16 protein-coding genes and 3 pseudogenes are annotated in these 17,089 nt (G+C 35.4%); 10 read left to right on the forward strand and 9 right to left on the reverse strand.

Going from position 1 to position 17,089, the window contains the following annotated elements:
* A partial coding sequence (locus tag ACYIAM_RS05075; RefSeq protein ID WP_483747552.1) for a transposase occupies positions 1 to 117 on the reverse strand: 117 nt, incomplete at its 3' end.
* Positions 118 to 234: 117 nt separating this feature from the next.
* Here ACYIAM_RS05075 and ACYIAM_RS05080 point away from each other — a divergent pair.
* Both ACYIAM_RS05080 and ACYIAM_RS05085 read left to right on the forward strand, forming a co-directional pair.
* On the forward strand, positions 235 to 843 hold the full coding sequence (locus ACYIAM_RS05080; RefSeq protein ID WP_483747493.1) for a cytochrome P450: 609 nt from the start codon (positions 235 to 237) through the stop codon (positions 841 to 843).
* A gap of 1 nt (position 844) precedes the next feature.
* Positions 845 to 2,209, forward strand: coding sequence for an MFS transporter (locus ACYIAM_RS05085; protein WP_483747494.1), 1,365 nt, complete (start codon positions 845 to 847; stop codon positions 2,207 to 2,209).
* An 862-nt stretch (positions 2,210 to 3,071) separates the two neighbouring features.
* Here ACYIAM_RS05085 and ACYIAM_RS05090 read toward each other — a convergent pair.
* Together ACYIAM_RS05090 and ACYIAM_RS05095 are read right to left on the reverse strand one after the other, a co-directional pair.
* Positions 3,072 to 4,222, reverse strand: a pseudogene (locus tag ACYIAM_RS05090) (IS3 family transposase).
* A pseudogene (locus tag ACYIAM_RS05095) lies at positions 4,218 to 4,352 on the reverse strand (transposase); the annotation flags it as partial. The pseudogenes ACYIAM_RS05095 and ACYIAM_RS05090, both read right to left, overlap by 5 nt.
* Positions 4,353 to 4,474: 122 nt before the next feature.
* On the opposite strand from ACYIAM_RS05095, the gene ACYIAM_RS05100 reads away from it, so the two are divergent.
* The 3 genes and pseudogenes from ACYIAM_RS05100 to ACYIAM_RS05110 all read left to right on the forward strand — a co-directional run bounded on the left by ACYIAM_RS05100 (position 4,475) and on the right by ACYIAM_RS05110 (position 5,543).
* Complete coding sequence (locus tag ACYIAM_RS05100) at positions 4,475 to 4,690, forward strand: hypothetical protein (RefSeq protein WP_483747495.1); 216 nt, start codon at positions 4,475 to 4,477, stop codon at positions 4,688 to 4,690.
* A gap of 144 nt (positions 4,691 to 4,834) precedes the next feature.
* Positions 4,835 to 5,299, forward strand: a pseudogene (locus tag ACYIAM_RS05105) (integrase core domain-containing protein).
* Positions 5,300 to 5,312: 13 nt separating this feature from the next.
* Entirely contained in the window at positions 5,313 to 5,543 is a 231-nt protein-coding gene (locus ACYIAM_RS05110) for a hypothetical protein (RefSeq protein ID WP_483747496.1), read from the forward strand.
* 99 nt (positions 5,544 to 5,642) lie between these two features.
* Here the strand turns inward: ACYIAM_RS05110 and pgl are convergent, their stop codons facing one another.
* The 4 genes from pgl to ACYIAM_RS05130 form a co-directional block, all read right to left on the reverse strand.
* Entirely contained in the window at positions 5,643 to 6,341 is a 699-nt protein-coding gene (pgl, locus tag ACYIAM_RS05115) for a 6-phosphogluconolactonase (RefSeq protein WP_483747497.1), read from the reverse strand.
* Between the two features lie 13 nt (positions 6,342 to 6,354).
* Positions 6,355 to 7,815, reverse strand: a complete 1,461-nt coding sequence (gene zwf, locus ACYIAM_RS05120) for a glucose-6-phosphate dehydrogenase (protein WP_174796618.1) — start codon at positions 7,813 to 7,815, stop codon at positions 6,355 to 6,357.
* 171 nt (positions 7,816 to 7,986) lie between these two features.
* Positions 7,987 to 8,271, reverse strand: a complete 285-nt coding sequence (rplY, locus tag ACYIAM_RS05125) for a 50S ribosomal protein L25 (RefSeq protein ID WP_065637261.1) — start codon at positions 8,269 to 8,271, stop codon at positions 7,987 to 7,989.
* A 181-nt stretch (positions 8,272 to 8,452) separates the two neighbouring features.
* Positions 8,453 to 9,325: a D-hexose-6-phosphate mutarotase gene (locus tag ACYIAM_RS05130; RefSeq protein WP_483747498.1), complete on the reverse strand. Its 873-nt coding sequence runs from the start codon at positions 9,323 to 9,325 to the stop codon at positions 8,453 to 8,455.
* A gap of 196 nt (positions 9,326 to 9,521) precedes the next feature.
* Here ACYIAM_RS05130 and hemW point away from each other — a divergent pair, with 196 nt between their 5' ends.
* On the forward strand, positions 9,522 to 10,649 hold the full coding sequence (gene hemW / locus ACYIAM_RS05135) for a radical SAM family heme chaperone HemW (RefSeq protein WP_483747499.1): 1,128 nt from the start codon (positions 9,522 to 9,524) through the stop codon (positions 10,647 to 10,649).
* A 246-nt stretch (positions 10,650 to 10,895) separates the two neighbouring features.
* Here hemW and ACYIAM_RS05140 read toward each other — a convergent pair whose 3' ends face one another.
* Together ACYIAM_RS05140 and ACYIAM_RS05145 are read right to left on the reverse strand one after the other, a co-directional pair.
* Positions 10,896 to 11,864, reverse strand: a complete 969-nt coding sequence (locus ACYIAM_RS05140; RefSeq protein ID WP_174796621.1) for a sugar kinase — start codon at positions 11,862 to 11,864, stop codon at positions 10,896 to 10,898.
* A 1-nt stretch (position 11,865) separates the two neighbouring features.
* Positions 11,866 to 12,693, reverse strand: a complete 828-nt coding sequence (locus ACYIAM_RS05145) for a DeoR/GlpR family DNA-binding transcription regulator (RefSeq protein WP_174796622.1) — start codon at positions 12,691 to 12,693, stop codon at positions 11,866 to 11,868.
* 348 nt (positions 12,694 to 13,041) lie between these two features.
* Between ACYIAM_RS05145 and ACYIAM_RS05150 the strand changes: the two genes are divergently transcribed.
* The 4 genes from ACYIAM_RS05150 to ACYIAM_RS05165 are packed head-to-tail and all read left to right on the forward strand — an operon-like array spanning position 13,042 to position 16,754.
* Positions 13,042 to 13,896 (forward strand): tagatose bisphosphate family class II aldolase, encoded by an 855-nt coding sequence (locus tag ACYIAM_RS05150; protein WP_483747500.1) that lies wholly within the window; start codon positions 13,042 to 13,044, stop codon positions 13,894 to 13,896.
* Between the two features lie 12 nt (positions 13,897 to 13,908).
* On the forward strand, positions 13,909 to 14,829 hold the full coding sequence (locus ACYIAM_RS05155; protein ID WP_483747553.1) for a 1-phosphofructokinase family hexose kinase: 921 nt from the start codon (positions 13,909 to 13,911) through the stop codon (positions 14,827 to 14,829).
* An 11-nt stretch (positions 14,830 to 14,840) separates the two neighbouring features.
* Positions 14,841 to 16,259: a PTS fructose transporter subunit IIC gene (locus ACYIAM_RS05160; protein ID WP_483747501.1), complete on the forward strand. Its 1,419-nt coding sequence runs from the start codon at positions 14,841 to 14,843 to the stop codon at positions 16,257 to 16,259.
* A 57-nt stretch (positions 16,260 to 16,316) separates the two neighbouring features.
* Positions 16,317 to 16,754, forward strand: coding sequence for a PTS mannitol transporter subunit IIA (locus ACYIAM_RS05165; protein WP_483747502.1), 438 nt, complete (start codon positions 16,317 to 16,319; stop codon positions 16,752 to 16,754).
* The last annotated feature ends 335 nt before the right edge of the window (positions 16,755 to 17,089 follow it).

Raw genomic sequence — 17,089 nt, forward strand, 5'->3', positions numbered from 1 at the left:
CCATTTATAGAAAGTTGAATTACCCATGCCATATTTACGACAGAGCTCCTTGACAGGAATACCGGCTTCAGCTTCTTTTAAAATAGATACAATCTGATGTTCAGTCATTTTTTTCATAATTAAATCCCCTTTACTTTTATCATAGAGAATTTTCTACTTTTTTGCTGTACTATTTTAGGGGATAGTTACAAAGATATCGCACTATTTGCATCTGAAGAATTGGAAAAAGTGATATTGGATTTAATCGATGAACGTAAAAAGTGTGCTGGAGATGATATTATTTCTTTTATTATTCATAATAGTAATGAAAGTGAAATATTAAGTGATAGTGAGATAGTCGCACTTTCATTAAACATTTTACTTGCAGCTTCAGAACCAGTTGATAAAGTTTTAGCAAATTGTATCTATCACCTTTATAGAAATGAATCTTATATTGATCTAGTTATCCCCAATGATTGCAGCACTAATAGTATCTTGCAGGAAAGCTTACGAATTACACCACCTGTTCATTTAATTCCACGCCAAGTCGAGGATGATAGTTGTGTTGAAGGTGTTAACTTAAAAAAAGGAGATTTAATATTTTCCTTAATACCATCAGCAAATAGAGATGAAAAATATTTTGAACACCCAAACACATTCAATCCACGAAGAGAATTTAAGGGACATCTTTCATATGGAGTGGGAATTCATGCTTGTATTGGTGCTCAATTTGCAAATATGCAATTAAATATCGCCCTTCAAAAATTAGTTTTAATACTTAAAAATTATAAAGAAATTACACCGCCAACGTTCGGTGGAATATATACACGAGGCGCAACTCAATATAATCTGGAAAGAGTTTAATATGAAGCAATCGATTGACCTGACAACCTCAGAAAGAAAGTTAGTGTTTGCTATGACACTATCTAGTATATTGCCATTATTAGATAGCAGTATTGTTAATGTTATTTTACCCTCAATTTCGAATGACATTAATACCTCTTATGCTTATATGCAATGGGCTGTTACCATATATATGCTTGCTTGCGCAGCTGGCATATTACTATCACCTTATGTACATGAAAATTTTGGACTCAAGAAAGCATGGGTATGCTCAATTTTTGTCTTTCTTGTTGGTTCTATATTAGTTGGATTTTCATATAATCTGGTTTCTTTAATCTTGTATAGATGTCTACAAGGTTTTGGTGCAGGAATTTTAATTCCTATTACTCAATCTACAATAGCAACTTATTTTGGTAAGGAAAGACTAAAGCCGGTTATGGCATTGATTGCTATTCCGTCAGTCTTTGCCCCTGCACTAGGGCCAATTTTTGGAGCAATCATATCAGAACAGTTAAATTGGAGAATAGCTTTTTTTATCAACATACCTTTAGTACTTATGGCTTTTTTATTTGGTAGAACGACAATGCCTGATAATAAAACGTCTAAATACAATATGAATATTTATGTATTAATGACATTTTTAATTGCTTTAATAATATTTTTCATCTCTATTAAAAATATCACTTCTGGGCATTTTTTTGATATTTTTAATATTATTATGCTAGTTTTAGGTATTGGTTTGATGCTGGTTTCGCTTATTATTAATAACAAGTCAGACAGTAAACTGATCGATTTAAGTTCATTTAGTTGTATTCAATATTCGTTCGCAATAATTATGGGATTTCTGACGTCACTTATCTTTTTTGGTTTCATGATTTTTTTTCCTTTAATACAAGCAATAAATGATAATATATCTATTACATATATTGGTATGTTGCTAGCTCTACAAGGTGTAGGTGCCTGGTTGGCTAGAAAATTTATTTATAAATCTCTAAGTGAGATAAATTCATTTCTAATTATTGGTGTAGGATTAATAATATCAGCAATAAGTATATTAATAATTCAAGTAGGTGGCAACGCCTTTGAAATTATCGGTTTTACTGTTCGAGGTTCCGGATTAGGCGTCGCCACGATTGCTGTTCTCTCTTCTCCATTTGAGTTCTGTGATAAAAATCAAATTAAGGACACGAGCGCTATCACGCGTGTTACACAGCAAATTGGTGGTGCATTTGGAGGCGTAGTATCAGGAATATTAATCAACCTCACTCAACATCAAATAATTTCAATAAACTGCGCTTATCAGGCAATGTTTTTTGTGTCTCTGGCTTTTGGTTTTCTAGCGGTTATTGTCTATATTTTCTTTGGCCGAGTGAATACAAGGATTTAGCATACAAAAAAACGGAACATGTGAGTTCCGTTTTTTTCGCTTATTCAACGATACTGCTAAGCCACTTATTCAGTATTGAACAATTGAATGAACTATAAAGAGTCTCAACCGCTGACGCAGGTTTCAACTTTAATAAGGTATTTTTTCTGTTTAAACTAATTTTCTAAACCACTTACACAGTGTAACGGTATACTTTTCTTGCAGATATTCTTAGCGGTATGAAAAAGCATCAACTAATAAGATTATCCCGTGACAAGACAACTAAGTAGTGAATTTAAAAGAGAATGTGCAGAATTAGTTCTGAATTCTATATTTTTGGCAGGAATACCTTGTAGATATCTGCTCAGAACATCATGCACTAACATTCGGGTTACCAAATATTGGTGTTTATACTTGTCAAAGTATAATTTTGCCACTGCTCCAATTCCTGATGATTCAAAAATTGGACATAGTTGGTCAAAGCAAAATCGGGATTTATTTCCTCATTATAGGTAAACCAGATGTGTATTTCATTTTCTGCTATCTTCATAAAGCTTTCTACTTATTCTTTGGTTTCGTAAATACGGTTTAATTTGAAACTCCATTGACTGAACTAATCCAAGCTCATCTTTCAGGCAGCTTATTGAACTTTGATATCAAACTAGAGTTATCTGTACAGCAGGAAAGGCGCCTAGAATAGGGAAATGGCGATAAATAGTCACTTATCTAGAGGTATTTAGGTCTAAATATAAGCCCAAATGCCTCAAAAAAGCACGGTTAAAAATTTAGTTTGAGTGAAGCTTTACCGTACAAAGGTCTCAATAAAAATCAAAGTGGTTTATACATATGGTAATTTATCAGTACCTTGATCCTCGCCAAAATATTAGACAGTGCCCGCCTCTATCATTTTTTCGTTTTGGTAATATTGTTGTTCATATTGTTCAGGTGATACCCAGTCATTAGATGAATGACGGCGTATCCGATTATAATAGATTTCAATATATTCAAATAGTGCTTTATTAGCCAGTTTTCTCGTTTTGTAGTAACAGTCATGAATAATATGTGTTTTGAGTGTATGAAAAAAACTTTCAACAACCGCATTATCAAAGCAATTTCCTCTTCGACTCATGCTTTGCCTTAGTCCATATTGTAACAATAACTGCTTGAAATCAGCACTGCAATATTGGCTTCCTTGGTCACTATGAATGAGTACATTTTTAGGAAAATGACGCCGCAATAAGGCTTGTTTTAATGTATTACACACTAAATGACGGTCTATGTAGCGACTCGTTTGCCTAGCAATTACTTTTCGTCCATATAAATCGATAATCACCGACAAATATAACCAACCTTCTCCCGTTTTAATATAAGTAATATCGGTTACCCATGTCGTATTCGGCTTATCAGGGTTAAATTGCCTATCTAACGTGTTGGGCACAATATTGCGATGAGCCGTGTCTGTTTTATACTTGAATTTACGTGCTGCTTTACTCCGTAATCCCAATTGTTGCAAAACACGGCTAATTGTCCTTTCTGAAACTAGATAGCCCGCTTCCCTAGCATCATGAAGCAGGCTTGGCGCACCCAAACGGGCCTTATGTTGCCAATACTGCTTTTTAATATACTCGCTGAGTTTGGCTGATTTGTTTGCTCTTTTTAACCAAGCATCATAACCCGATGAACTGACACCAAGTAATGAGCATATCTTAGTAACGGGATAGCAGGTTAAATGATTTTTCATATAAGCGTACTTCACCGACTTGGATTATTGATGAAGTACACATGCGCCTTTTTTAGTATATCATTGGCCATTTTCAGTTCTTTAATCTCTTTTTCTAACGCCATAATCCGCTGTTGCTCAGCCGTTAACTCTCGACGGCTGGTTTTATTCGGGGAAAGTTGCCTAATCCATTTATCTAGGGTTGATTTACCCACACCTAGATGGTTGGAAAGTTCGCTAATAGAAAGGTGTGCATGAGATAATGCATAATCAACTGGTTGTTGTTTGAATTCGATACTAAATTTTTTAACCATGATATTTATCTCGCCATTTATAGAAAGTTGAATTTCCCATGCCATATTTACGGCAAAGTTCCTTGACAGGGATACCGGCCTCAGCTTCTTTTAAAATAGATACAATCTGATGTTCAGTCATTTTTTTCATGGTTAAATCCTCAGTGGATTAATAAAGAGAATTTTCTACTCTTTTGCTGTACTATTTTAAGGGGTAGTTACAGAACTGATCTTAAAATCCCAGCTTCAGGAAGAAATCATAAAAAAGCTTTAGTGCCCACAAAGGCACGTAAAACGTGGGCAAAGCAACTACAACAAAATCATTCAGTTACTATTGCTATGAGTTGTGCCATTGTTGGCTTAAGCCGTTGTGCTTACTATTATCAACCTAAGTTACTGGATGATTCAGTGATTGTTTCGGTGTTGAATGCTATCACAGATCGGCATTTACGCTGGGGCTTTCCTAAATGCTTTAATCGTATCAGATAGCTCGGCTATAAATGGAATCATAAACGGGTGTATCGGGTGTATTGTGAATTAAAGCTTAATCTCAGGGTAAAGCGTAAAAAACGCATTCCTCCACGATGCCCGGAAAGGTTATTAGTACCCAATAAATAAGGTGAATGTTGGTCAATGGATTTTATGAGTGACAGTAGTGGTAATCAACGTCACTTTAGGACATTCGATGTCATCGATGACTTTAATCGTGAGGCGTTAGGTATTGATATTGCAGTCAGCTTACCGGCAGGGAGAGTTACCCGTTACTTAGATAAACTGGCTGAATATCATGGGTATCCATTAAAAATACGAGTCGATAATGGATCAGAATTTACAGGAAAAACCTTTATAAACTGGGCTAAATCCCATGATATAGCCATTGATTATATCCAGCCCGGTAGCCCTTATCAAAATGGCTATATTGAACGATTTAATCGTACCTATCGCACAGAGGTATTAGATTTATATTTATTTAATAATCTGTAACAAGTAAGAAAGGTAACCGAAGAATGGCTAACCAGTTATAACACCGAAAGACCTCATGAAGCACTAAATAATATGACGCCGATTGAGTATAAAACACTAAAACAGGCAGCTTAATTTTCTACGTGAGTTGTGTACTGGGTTTGGGGTATTTACAAAACCACCCTATCAGATTACCCACCCGACTGAACAAAAGGCGATTTTAGATAATAGCCAAGAGTGGGGCGTGATTGATGACGAAACGGGTGAGCTTATCGACTATGGTCAATTTAAAAGACCCAAGAAAAAAGCCAGCCGAAAAAGAAAAACAAAAACAGCAAAACAAGCAGAAAAGCCCATAAAAGAGAATTCAGAGGATTAATTGTTAAGGTCAAAGCACTGCTGATCCAGTGCTTTGGAAGCAAAATTTATTGTAAAAATTCATTACCTACGTAAGTTGGCAAACAAAACTGTAAAAAATTTAAGATGCAGTCCAAAACCCTGTGACATTCACTTTGTCCTGCTGCAAAACAGCACGAATAGGCATTTGATTAACATTATGATCTTTTTCGGCTTGTTCTAATACCTGCATTTTACTTTCACCAACTAAATGTAGATAGATATTTTTACTATTTAAAATAGTAGGTAACGTTAAAGTAATACGATCAAGTGGCGCTGTTAATGGTGTCATTCCAACAACTTTTTGACCAGATTTCATATCTAAACCGGCCGCTAAATTAGCTGCCCCTGGGAATAATGAAGCTGTATGTCCATCTTCGCCCATACCTAAAACAATTACATCAAATGGCATCGGAATTTTATCTAACATCTTGTCAGTCATTTCGGCGCCATCAAATGGATTATCACAACTGTTTTTTAAACCGACAAAATTAGCCAATTTTGCATTGTTTTGTAATAAATGCGTCATCACTAACTTTTCGTTACTGGCATCATCATTATCATCAACCCATCTATCATCAACTAATGTAATAAAAGCTCGGCTCCATTCTATATTTTGTTGACTTAGTGATACAAATAATGGAATAGGTGTTTTCCCCCCCGAAACCGCAATAGAAGCATGTCCTTTTTGTACAATGGCCTGTTTTAATTCATTGACGATATGTGAGGTTAAATCTTCGATCAATAATTGACTATTTTGATATTTATTTAACGTAAACATAGTTATTTTTCCTTTATTCAAATTCGTGCCATGAATGCCCATCTTTAGTGATTAAGGCAACGGATGCGACTGGTCCCCAAGTTCCAGCTTGATAAGTTTTTGGTGGTTCTTTTTCTGTTTCCCATGCACTAATAATTGAATCAACCCATTTCCATGCTGCTTCAACTTCATCACGATGAACAAATAACGCTTGGCGCCCCCGCATAACTTCAAGTAATAAACGCTCATAGGCATCAGCGCTTTGTTGGTGAAAAGTTTCGCTAAAACTTAAATCAAGTTTAGTGGTTTGTAAATTGTGAGTACTATCTAATCCCGGTACTTTGTTTAGAATTTCAATATCCATTCCTTCATCAGGTTGTAAACGAATTGTCAATTTATTTTGCGGTAATTGTGGATAAAATTCACTAAATAGATTAAGTGGTAATGGTTTGAAATAAACAACAACTTCAGAACATTTGCTCGGTAAACGCTTACCTGTACGTAAATAAAATGGAACGCCCGCCCAACGCCAGTTATCAATATCAACTCGAATCGCAACAAATGTTTCGGTATTGCTTTTTTGATTTGCGCCGTCTTCTTCTAGATAGCCCGGTACATTAACACCATTAACGAATCCTGCTGTATATTGTCCACGAACTACTTTTTCGCGTATATTGGTTTTATCAATTGGCCTAAGGGCATTTAGTACGGCTATCTTTTCACTACGTAAACTGTCATCTTCAAGGTTAGCGGGTGGTGACATGGCAATCATGGTTAATATTTGTAATAAATGATTTTGCACCATATCACGCATTTGACCGGCTTTATCAAAATACCCCCAACGTCCTTCAATGCCTACTTGTTCAGCTACTGTAATTTCGACATGATCAATAGAATTACGATCCCAAAATGACGCAAACACTGTATTGGCAAAACGTAAGGCTAAGAGATTTAGTACTGACTCTTTACCTAAATAATGATCAATACGATAAACTTGTGATTCACTAAAGAATTTAGCCACCGAATCATTGATTTCACGAGATGATTGCAAATCAGTTCCAAGTGGTTTTTCCATCACAATGCGGTTTTGTGATTGATTTAATCCTGCGGCAGCTAAACCTTGGCAAATAGTCCCAAAAGCACCTGGATGCATTGCAAAATAGAAAATAGCGGGATGACCTGAATCAAGTTTATTTTTCAACCCTGCAAAACCCGCGCTATCATTAACATCTAATTTATGAAAATCCAATCGTTGACTAAATCGTCGCCAAATACTATCGTCTAACGGCTCCGGCATAAATGAGATGAGTGCATCTTTTGCAACTTCACAATAAGCGGCATGATCCCAATCAGCGCGTCCTACGCCTAAAATCTTGGTTTGTTCAGGTAGTTTTCCATATTTTTCTAGTTGATATAAAGACGGTAGTAATTTACGTCTTGTCAAATCCCCTTTAGCACCAAAAATAACTAAATCGCAAGCTGGGATATCAGACATGGTTTTCTCCTAGGATGGTATAATGTAATTATTCTATTATGTTGGATGGTTAGTGTACAGGCTAAATCATAACAATAGGCATTAGCCTACATTAGCGCTAAAACAAAAAGGTCACCACTGTGGTGACCTTTTGCTTGAAACAAGGAATTGGATAATATTCCAATATATAAATTATACGCGTACAAAATCCATATGAACTAATTTTGGTTTAAATGCATGACGTTGTACTGCTTGTACTTTTACTTTAACTGCTTTGCCGTCAACCTCGATAGTTAACACTTCAGAGTAAAACTCTGGTTTTTCTTGCATATTAAAGATTTGGTTGTGATCAAGCACAACAGAGATTGCAGGTTCAGTTCCACCATAAATGATGGCTGGGAATTGACCAGCGTGACGCAGGCGGCGGCTCGCACCCTTACCATGCTCTTTTCTAACTTCAGCTTTGAATGTAAACATATTTATTTCTCTTAATGATTTAAAATAAAAGCCAATTACAGGCGACCCAGTAGTTGACTATCAAACTAGCACTTTAAAAAGTGGTGTGGATTATAAAGTGTTATGCCTGTAAACGCAATCAATTAATCATATTACAAATGAGTAAAACATTGATTGCGTATGTGGCATAAAATATGAACGATTAGATCAATTCTATCAGAAAACCATAAGTTGATTTTTTATTAGGAGATGATTTTAATGGTTTTGTAATACAACCGGATTCTACACAAACCATTGATTTATATTCATCATCACCAAAATCCGCCATGGCTTTAGCTTTATTTATCCATGGATTCCAAGTAACTACATCACTGACATTAGTATTGGTTAATCGAATTGTTCGGATGCCATCAGTTATCGTTAGTTGTTTACTCGCATCAGTATAAATACGATCGACTTCTTGATTAAAAGTTAATTGACCTACTGTCGCCGGTTTGTTTTCAACTGCAAGTCGTTCTTGATAAGTTTCACCTAAACCTTTGACTACAACATGGTCAATGTTATCAATACCAAAATAAGTATGTAGCGCACTAGTTACATCAAAGTCAGCAAAACAGCTTAAAGTAACTTCACAAGTTTTACCTAAATGAAGATTTAATGACACAGTAAAAGGTTGGTGACAATAAGGTGCTGTCTGCTGATTATTAGTAAGAGACAATATGAGATCAACACCATTATCGCCCTCTTTACAAGAGTCTAATTTCCATTCAACAATACGCGCAAAACCATGAGAAAGATTCCCTAATTGACCAAACCAAGGCCAGCAAACGGGTACCCCTCCTCGAATAGCCACTCCTTGTTTAAAATTTGTTTTGTCGCTTAGCCAAACAACGGGGGGTTGCTCAGTAGCGGGTTGCCAAAATAGCAAATGTGCACCTTGTAATGTAACCGCTGCCTTGCAAGTTTTATGGTTAATAACCACAATAGGGAGTTCACCATAAGTCGATTGCTTAACCGATGAGCTTAGTGATACGCCTGATAAGCCACTATCTAAAATCGCTTTATATATACTCATACTTACTCCTAAATAATAAATTTAATCAACAATTAATATCGAAACATATCGATAATTGTACGCTTTTTAACTTAATAATAAAAACACTATAGATGCCAAAAGCTTTTTTTAATAAATTGGAGTAAAATGGCCGGCTATAAAAATAAGATAACACACGGGTTATTTTTGTTAAAAAGTTTCAGGAAAGGCTACGTTTATGTATAAAATCCCAATGAGTTTGTATATTCATATGCCATGGTGTGTACAAAAATGTCCTTATTGTGATTTTAATTCACATACCGTTAAAAGAACGCCAGATTATGAAGCTTATGTAGAGCATTTGATTAAAGATTTACAGCATGATGCTGTTTTTTGTTCAAACCGTTCAATTCATTCAATCTTTATTGGCGGAGGTACACCGAGTCTGTTTTCTGCTGAATTGATTGATAAATTATTATTGAATATAAATAAGATTATCCCCATAAATAAGAATGCCGAAATCACCATTGAAGCCAATCCAAATTCTGTAGATATAGAAAGATTCAATGGTTATCAGCAAGCAGGTATAAATCGAATATCAATTGGTGTGCAAAGTTTTCAAGCCGATAAGCTGGTTAAATTAGGGCGGATACATGATCCCAAAGAAGCAATCACAGCAGGAAAACTAGCCCAAAAATTAAATTTAAGAAGTTTTAATTTAGACTTAATGCATGGATTGCCAAATCAAAGTATTGATGATGCCATATATGACTTAGAACAAGCCATTGCTATCGCGCCGCCTAATTTGTCTTGGTATCAATTAACTATTGAGCCCAATACACTATTTGGATCAAAACCACCCGTTTTACCAGATGATGATAAACTTTGGGAAATTTATCAACGAGGACATCAATTATTGACAAGCCATGGTTATCAGCAATATGAAACTTCGGCTTATGCTAAAGAAGATTTCCAATGCCAACATAATTTAAATTATTGGCGATTTGGGGACTATTTAGGTATTGGATGTGGTGCTCATGGTAAATTAACACAACCTGATGGCAAAATTATTCGCACCATAAAAACGCGTCACCCAAAAGGGTATTTAGAAGGACGTTATTTAGATAAATATTATACAGTACCGGAAGAAGATCTGCCCTTTGAATTTTTTATGAATCGTTTTAGACTATTTGAACCAACTCCTAAACACGAATTTGAACAACGAACTTATTTACCATTACAAACAATCGAGAATCAAATAGCAACTGCCATTGAAAAAAACTATTTAATTGAGGATAAGCAAAACTGGCAAATAACCGATCATGGAAAGTTATTTTTGAATTCGTTATTAGAGCTATTTTTATAGTTAATTAAATGATATATATTAATTTATTTAAAATAAGATAATTGTTTACATTTATTTAACATGATAGATACGAACTATTTAATCAATCATTCTGTTATCTTTACATACTTTTTTTAAAAAAAAGTGCATAATGTCTCTCGACAATGCATTTATTTCATTGTTTTCCTATTCCTTATGTTTTCCCAATAACTTTGTTATTGGGATTTTTTTTGCCTATACTATTAATAGTATTATTGCTTTTAATGATTAGTTGAAAGAAGCGTGCGAAAGAAATTGTTCTTGTTGAGCTAATGTAGATGTGCCTTCCATTGGGCCTTTCTTAGATACGGCAAGTGCACCACTCGCATTTGCATATTGCAAGGCTTTTTCGACCGAATAACCTGCCAACATTAAACTGACGAATGTTGCGCCAAAACAGTCGCCGGCTCCTGTTGGATCCAGCAAATTGACCTTGTACCCATTAATATGCAGTGTTTTTAAATGACCTTGTTCATTAAGTCCATAGTAATTAGCGCCTTTAGTGCCCCCTTTTACCACTATATGCTTAATACCTTTTTTTAGCAAAGTAGACATGGTTTGTTGCTCTGTTTCACCATTATGCTCAGCAAAATAACTGACTTCATTTTCACTCGGTAAAAAGATATCGGTATATTCCATAATATAATCAAAAGATTGCTCCATTTCGGGTATATCAAACATCTCTTTGCGTAAGTTAGGATCGAATGAAATTGTACCGCCTTTATTTTTGATAATATCTAACGCTTTACGCATAGCATCAATCACGCGAAACGAATAAAGCGATGACCCCATTACATGTAAATGAGTACAATCTTTTAATAAGTTTTCATTAATATGATTAAATGAAAGTAAACCACATGCACTATTTGGAATATTAAAAATAAAATCTCTTTCGTTAGCACCTTTATAAGTAACAAATGCACTGCCGGTATTGGCTTTATGATGTGAAGTAATGCCATCAATAATCACACCGTCCTTTTTGAGGCGACTAATACACATTTTGCCAAAGGCATCTTTTCCGACACAACTAAAAAAGACAACGGGAAAACCTAATTTTGCAACTTGATCTGCAAATATTGCGGGAGCACCACTAACAAAAGGACCGATAAACTCTCCTGTTTGATCGAAACGTTGATTTTGTGTTTTCGCCAAAAACTCAACCAACAGCTCACCTATCGTGCAGATTTTAAAATGCATATTATGTCTCCAAGATGTTTTGATAAGTCACACAATATTTATTGGAAATAAGCTGATCAAAATGAGTATCTAATAATTGTTGATGATATTCAGTCACAGCCGGTCGTGACAAAACCACCATATCAATATCAGCTAATATCCCAATGCTATTGTTATCATTATGGGCGATGCGTTGTGGCAAAATGCCAATAGTATGTGCCGCTTTTTTCATTATTTGTTGATAAGTTTTAACTTGTTCTAAATTTTCAATAATCAATTGATTATCAGAATTAATTGCACTTAATTCAGTGATAAAATGCGTGACTGAAAATTGATTCAAGACAAAATTAATCATCTTGTTATCTTGCAAAATATTGCCATCAAGTAACACGCCGCCAACAACAATCACTTCAGCATCGGTAAATTCTTTTGCTAATTGTGCGTTACTAATATCATTCATAATAAGTATTAATGATTTTTTGCTATGTAAAAATGGAATCAATTTCCTTATTAAATTGCCATGGCTTAAAAACAACGTATCACCATCATTAATATAACTTAAGCAGACTTTGACTAATTCAATATCACGACAATCACTAACACTTTGTGTATAACTTTGGGTAATGGTACTTGCCTGATTAAACACACTCTCTGGAGCAATATAAATCGCTCCACCAAAGGATCGCTTTAAATATCCTTGCTGCTCTAAATAAGTTAAATCTTGACGAATAGTCACATTCGAGACTTGAAGCAATTCTGATAACTCATCAACTTTAACTTCGCCTTGCTGACGAACTATTTCTGCAATTTGCAATCGTCGCTTTAATAGGGCTGAAGATGCTCTAGCCAATTTTATTTCCCATGCTGTAGATAAAAATAAAGAAGCAGTGATAATAGAATTAATCCTATACTTGGTCAACATCAAACTAGATCAATGTTTTACCTTATAAATCATATTAATAATGCTTAACACATTCTTTATTTTGCAGCATTCCCTATATACATATTAACCATCAAAACGAAAATTTATAAATTATTTTTATTTCGTTTCGAAAGTAAAGTTGAATTTTGTGATCTATCTCACGTGATTACCACTAGAATAACTTACGTTTTGAAAGTATATTCATTAACAATAAATTTCAAAAAGAAAGTTATTAGCACAATATCAATCAAAACCAAATTATTAAGGGAAAGTCATATGTCTATCATTTCAAGCCACAATATGTTAAAAAAAGCGCAAACAGAACACTACGCTGTACCTGCCTTTAACATCCATAATTTAGAAACCATGCAGGTTGTTGTCGAAACTGTCGCCGAATTGCAGTCCCCTGTCATTTTAGCTGGCACACCTGGGACATATAGTTATGCCGGAACAGAAAATATTATTGCCATTGCTGATGAGTTATCGAAAAAACATAACATTCCATTAGCAGTTCATTTAGATCATCATGAACAATTCGACGATATAGCTCATAAAATTAGCGCCGGTGTTCGCTCGGTGATGATTGATGGTTCACATTTCCCATTTGAAGAAAATATTGCGATTGTTAAACATGTGGTGGATTACGCCCACCGTTACGATGTCAGCGTTGAAGCTGAACTAGGCCGTCTTGGAGGCGTTGAAGATGATCTCGTTGTTGATGCAAAAGATGCTTTATATACCAATCCTAAGCAAGCAGTAGAATTTATTGAAAAAACTGGAATTGACTCTCTTGCTATCGCCATTGGTACCGCACATGGTCTTTATAAATCAGAACCCAAACTAGATTTTGAACGCTTATCAGAAATCCGTTCAATGGTTGATATCCCCCTTGTATTACATGGTGCATCTGGCGTGCCAGAAAAGGATGTCCGTGAGTGTATTCGACGTGGCATTTGTAAAGTCAATGTCGCAACCGAATTAAAAATTGCATTTTCAGATGCCCTAAAACAGTATCTTATTGAACATCCTGATGCTAATGATCCTCGTCACTATATGAAACCTGCAAAAGCAGCAATGAAAGATATTGTCAAAAAAATTATTGCGACATGTGGATGTGCAGGCAAATTATAGGGGGTCGAGATGATGATCTATACATTAACGCTTAACACGGCAATCGATATGAATATTCATTGTCAGGGGCTTAACCCTAATAGCGTCAATCGCACATTACACACGAAATATAGTCCCAATGGTAAAGCAATCAATGTTTCCATTGTCTTACATAAATTTGCTAAACCAACTTGTGCAATAGGCTTTTTTGGCGGGTTTTCAGGTAAATATATTACCGATGAACTGACAAAAATGCAGATTGAAACAAAACCTTGTTTTATTGACGATATTACCCGTATCAATGTTTTTATTAATGATGGGCAAAATGAATATAAATTGGTGAGTAAAGGTCCATTTGTACCGAACGATAAAAAAATCGAACTGCTCACTATCATTGAATCATTAGTCAACAATAGCTATTTAGTTATTAGTGGTAGTTTACCTAATAATGTTGAGCCTGAATATTATGAAACTATTTTAGATTTATGTAATCAAAAAAATATTAAAGTTATTCTTGATATTAGCCACAAAAAATTAAGCCAGTTACTTACCTATAAGCCACTATTAATTAAACCTAATGATGATGAAGTAAAAGAGATTTTTGGTCTTGAAACAAGAACCACATCACAAATCATTACCACGCTAGAAACGCTACACGCGCAAGGTGCACAAAACATTTTATTAACCATGGGGGCCAAGGGACTCTACTTTTCTAATGGGGTGCATATTTGGTATTGCAATGCTGTAGCAATCAAATTAATCAGCTCTGCTTGTGCTGGTGATGCTTCACTGGCGGCTTTTCTTAGTGAATGGTTACCTGAGCAACAACATATTGAAAAATCAATAAAAAAAGCGGCTGCGACTGGTGCTAACGTGGCCGAATCAGATGGATTAGGGTTATTAGATAAAGTCAATATTTATATGGATCAGCTTGAAGTTACCCAAATAAAGTAAGGGGGATTATTATGAAAAAAATATTAGCTGTAACAGGCTGCCCAACGGGCATTGCCCATACCTATATGGCAGAAGAAGCCTTGAAAGTGGCTGCTGAAAAAGCAGGCGTTGAAATTAAAGTGGAAACCAATGGTGCAGGAGGGGCTGATAATGCCATCACCGATATAGATCTTGCCAGTGCAATGGGTGTTATTATAGCAGCAGACAAAGATGTCAATCCAAACCGTTTTGATGGATTGCCTGTTATTGAAGTCCCTGTCAAAGATGGTATTCATAAAGCAGCCGCACTAATTGAACAAATCACTTCAGGTAAGGTTCCTATCCGCAAAAGCGATAAAAACGACACCAAAAACTCGGTTTCACCATCTAACCCAATAGATGTAAAAGAATCGATGGGTCGACAGATTTATAAACACCTTATGAGTGGTGTCTCTAACATGTTGCCTTTTGTTGTTGCTGGTGGGGTATTAATTGCACTCTCATTTTTATGGGGGATCTATTCAGCAGATGAAACCAATGCACAATACAATGAATTTGCTGCATTATTGATGAAAATAGGCGGGCAAGCATTTGGTATTATGGTGCCAATCTTTACCGGTTTTGTCGCTTACTCTATAGGAGGAAGGCCTGGAATGGTTGCCGGTTTTGTTGGCGGGTTGATTGCCAATATGACCGGAGCTGGTTTTTTAGGCGGCATTATTGCTGGTTTTGCCGCGGGTTACTTGATGCTTTATGTCAAAAAGTGGTTAGACTGTTTGCCTCGTTCATTTGAAGGGCTAAAATCTATTTTTATCATGCCATTAATCGGTGTCTTTGTGATCGGTGCCGGCATGTATTTACTAGGCGGACCGATTGCAACCATTAACAATGCCATGAAATCATTCCTTGAATCATTACAATCCGCTAATCCTATTTTACTTGGTATAGTAATTGGAGCAATGTGCTCTTTTGACTTTGGCGGTCCTGTCAATAAAGCAGCCTATGTGACTGGCACCATGCTATTAGGTGAAGGTAACTTTTACTTTATGGCTGGAGTTTCTGCTGCGTGTATTGTGCCACCTTTTGTGATTGCTTTTTCAACGACTATTTTCCGCGACAAAGCTTTTACTGAAGAAGAACGTGCAGCTGGAATGGTAAACTATATTTTAGGTTCAACGCACATTACCGAAGGCGCGATTCCTTTTGCGGCAAAAGATCCATTACACGTGCTCCCAATCATGATGCTATCATCGGCCATTGCTTCTGTATTAACTTTCTTAAGCAAAATTCAAGTCCCTGCGCCCCATGGTGGCTTTTTAGTACTGCCATTGGTAAATAAACCTTTTCTCTGGGTGGGTTGTATTTTCGCTGGTGCACTTATTGGTGCCATATTATTAGGTTTAATGCGTATTCATCAAAATCGACAATTAGCAATTAAAGACACAGTATAATTAACCAGTTGATACATCGATAACTTTTCGGTATATCAAAATTAATAAGGACGAAAAATGAGTCATTTAAAACTGACAACTAATGATATTTCAATCATAAGCGGATCTCACTCTAAGCAAGAAGCCATTCAGTCAATATCAGAAGCGATGATCAAAGCCGGTTTAGTTAAAGATGATTATACTCAAGCTATGTTTGATCGCGATGCGCAAATCTCAACCTTTTTAGGTAATGGCATCGCAATTCCGCATGGAACCACTGACAAACGTGATAGTGTCATCGAAACAGGGCTAAAAATAAATTATTATCCTGAAGGAATCTATTGGGATGAAGATAACAATATTGCTTATGTTGTCATAGGTATAGCAGCAAAAACCAATGAACATCTAGATATTTTACGGCAATTAACTCGTGCTGTAATTGCTGAAGATACCCTTAAACGCATTAAAGCAATTAATACCACTGAAGATTTATTAAAAATATTACAAGGTAGTTGATATTAATCATCCCATGATGAGATTGTATTCTCATTCATGGGATTGATGTTTTTATGTTACTTAATACTAGTTGGCATTAGCTGTTAAGCTTAAGCTTTGATTTAAATATAAAGTTATTTTTTAGATTTGAAATATTTAAACCTATTATCGATAATGCTTTTATTATTATTTATTTCCAATAATACTAAATTCTTTTTAAAGCTAAGACTAAAGATAATAAATGGTTCACCGATATCAGAATAATAACGTTTATCATCTTCATTGATATGATGTTTAAATATCTAGTTACGATTGAAGGTATCAGTTAAAAACAAACAGACGTCCTAATTTAAAAT

This window comes from Gilliamella sp. X-60 (assembly GCF_057063585.1).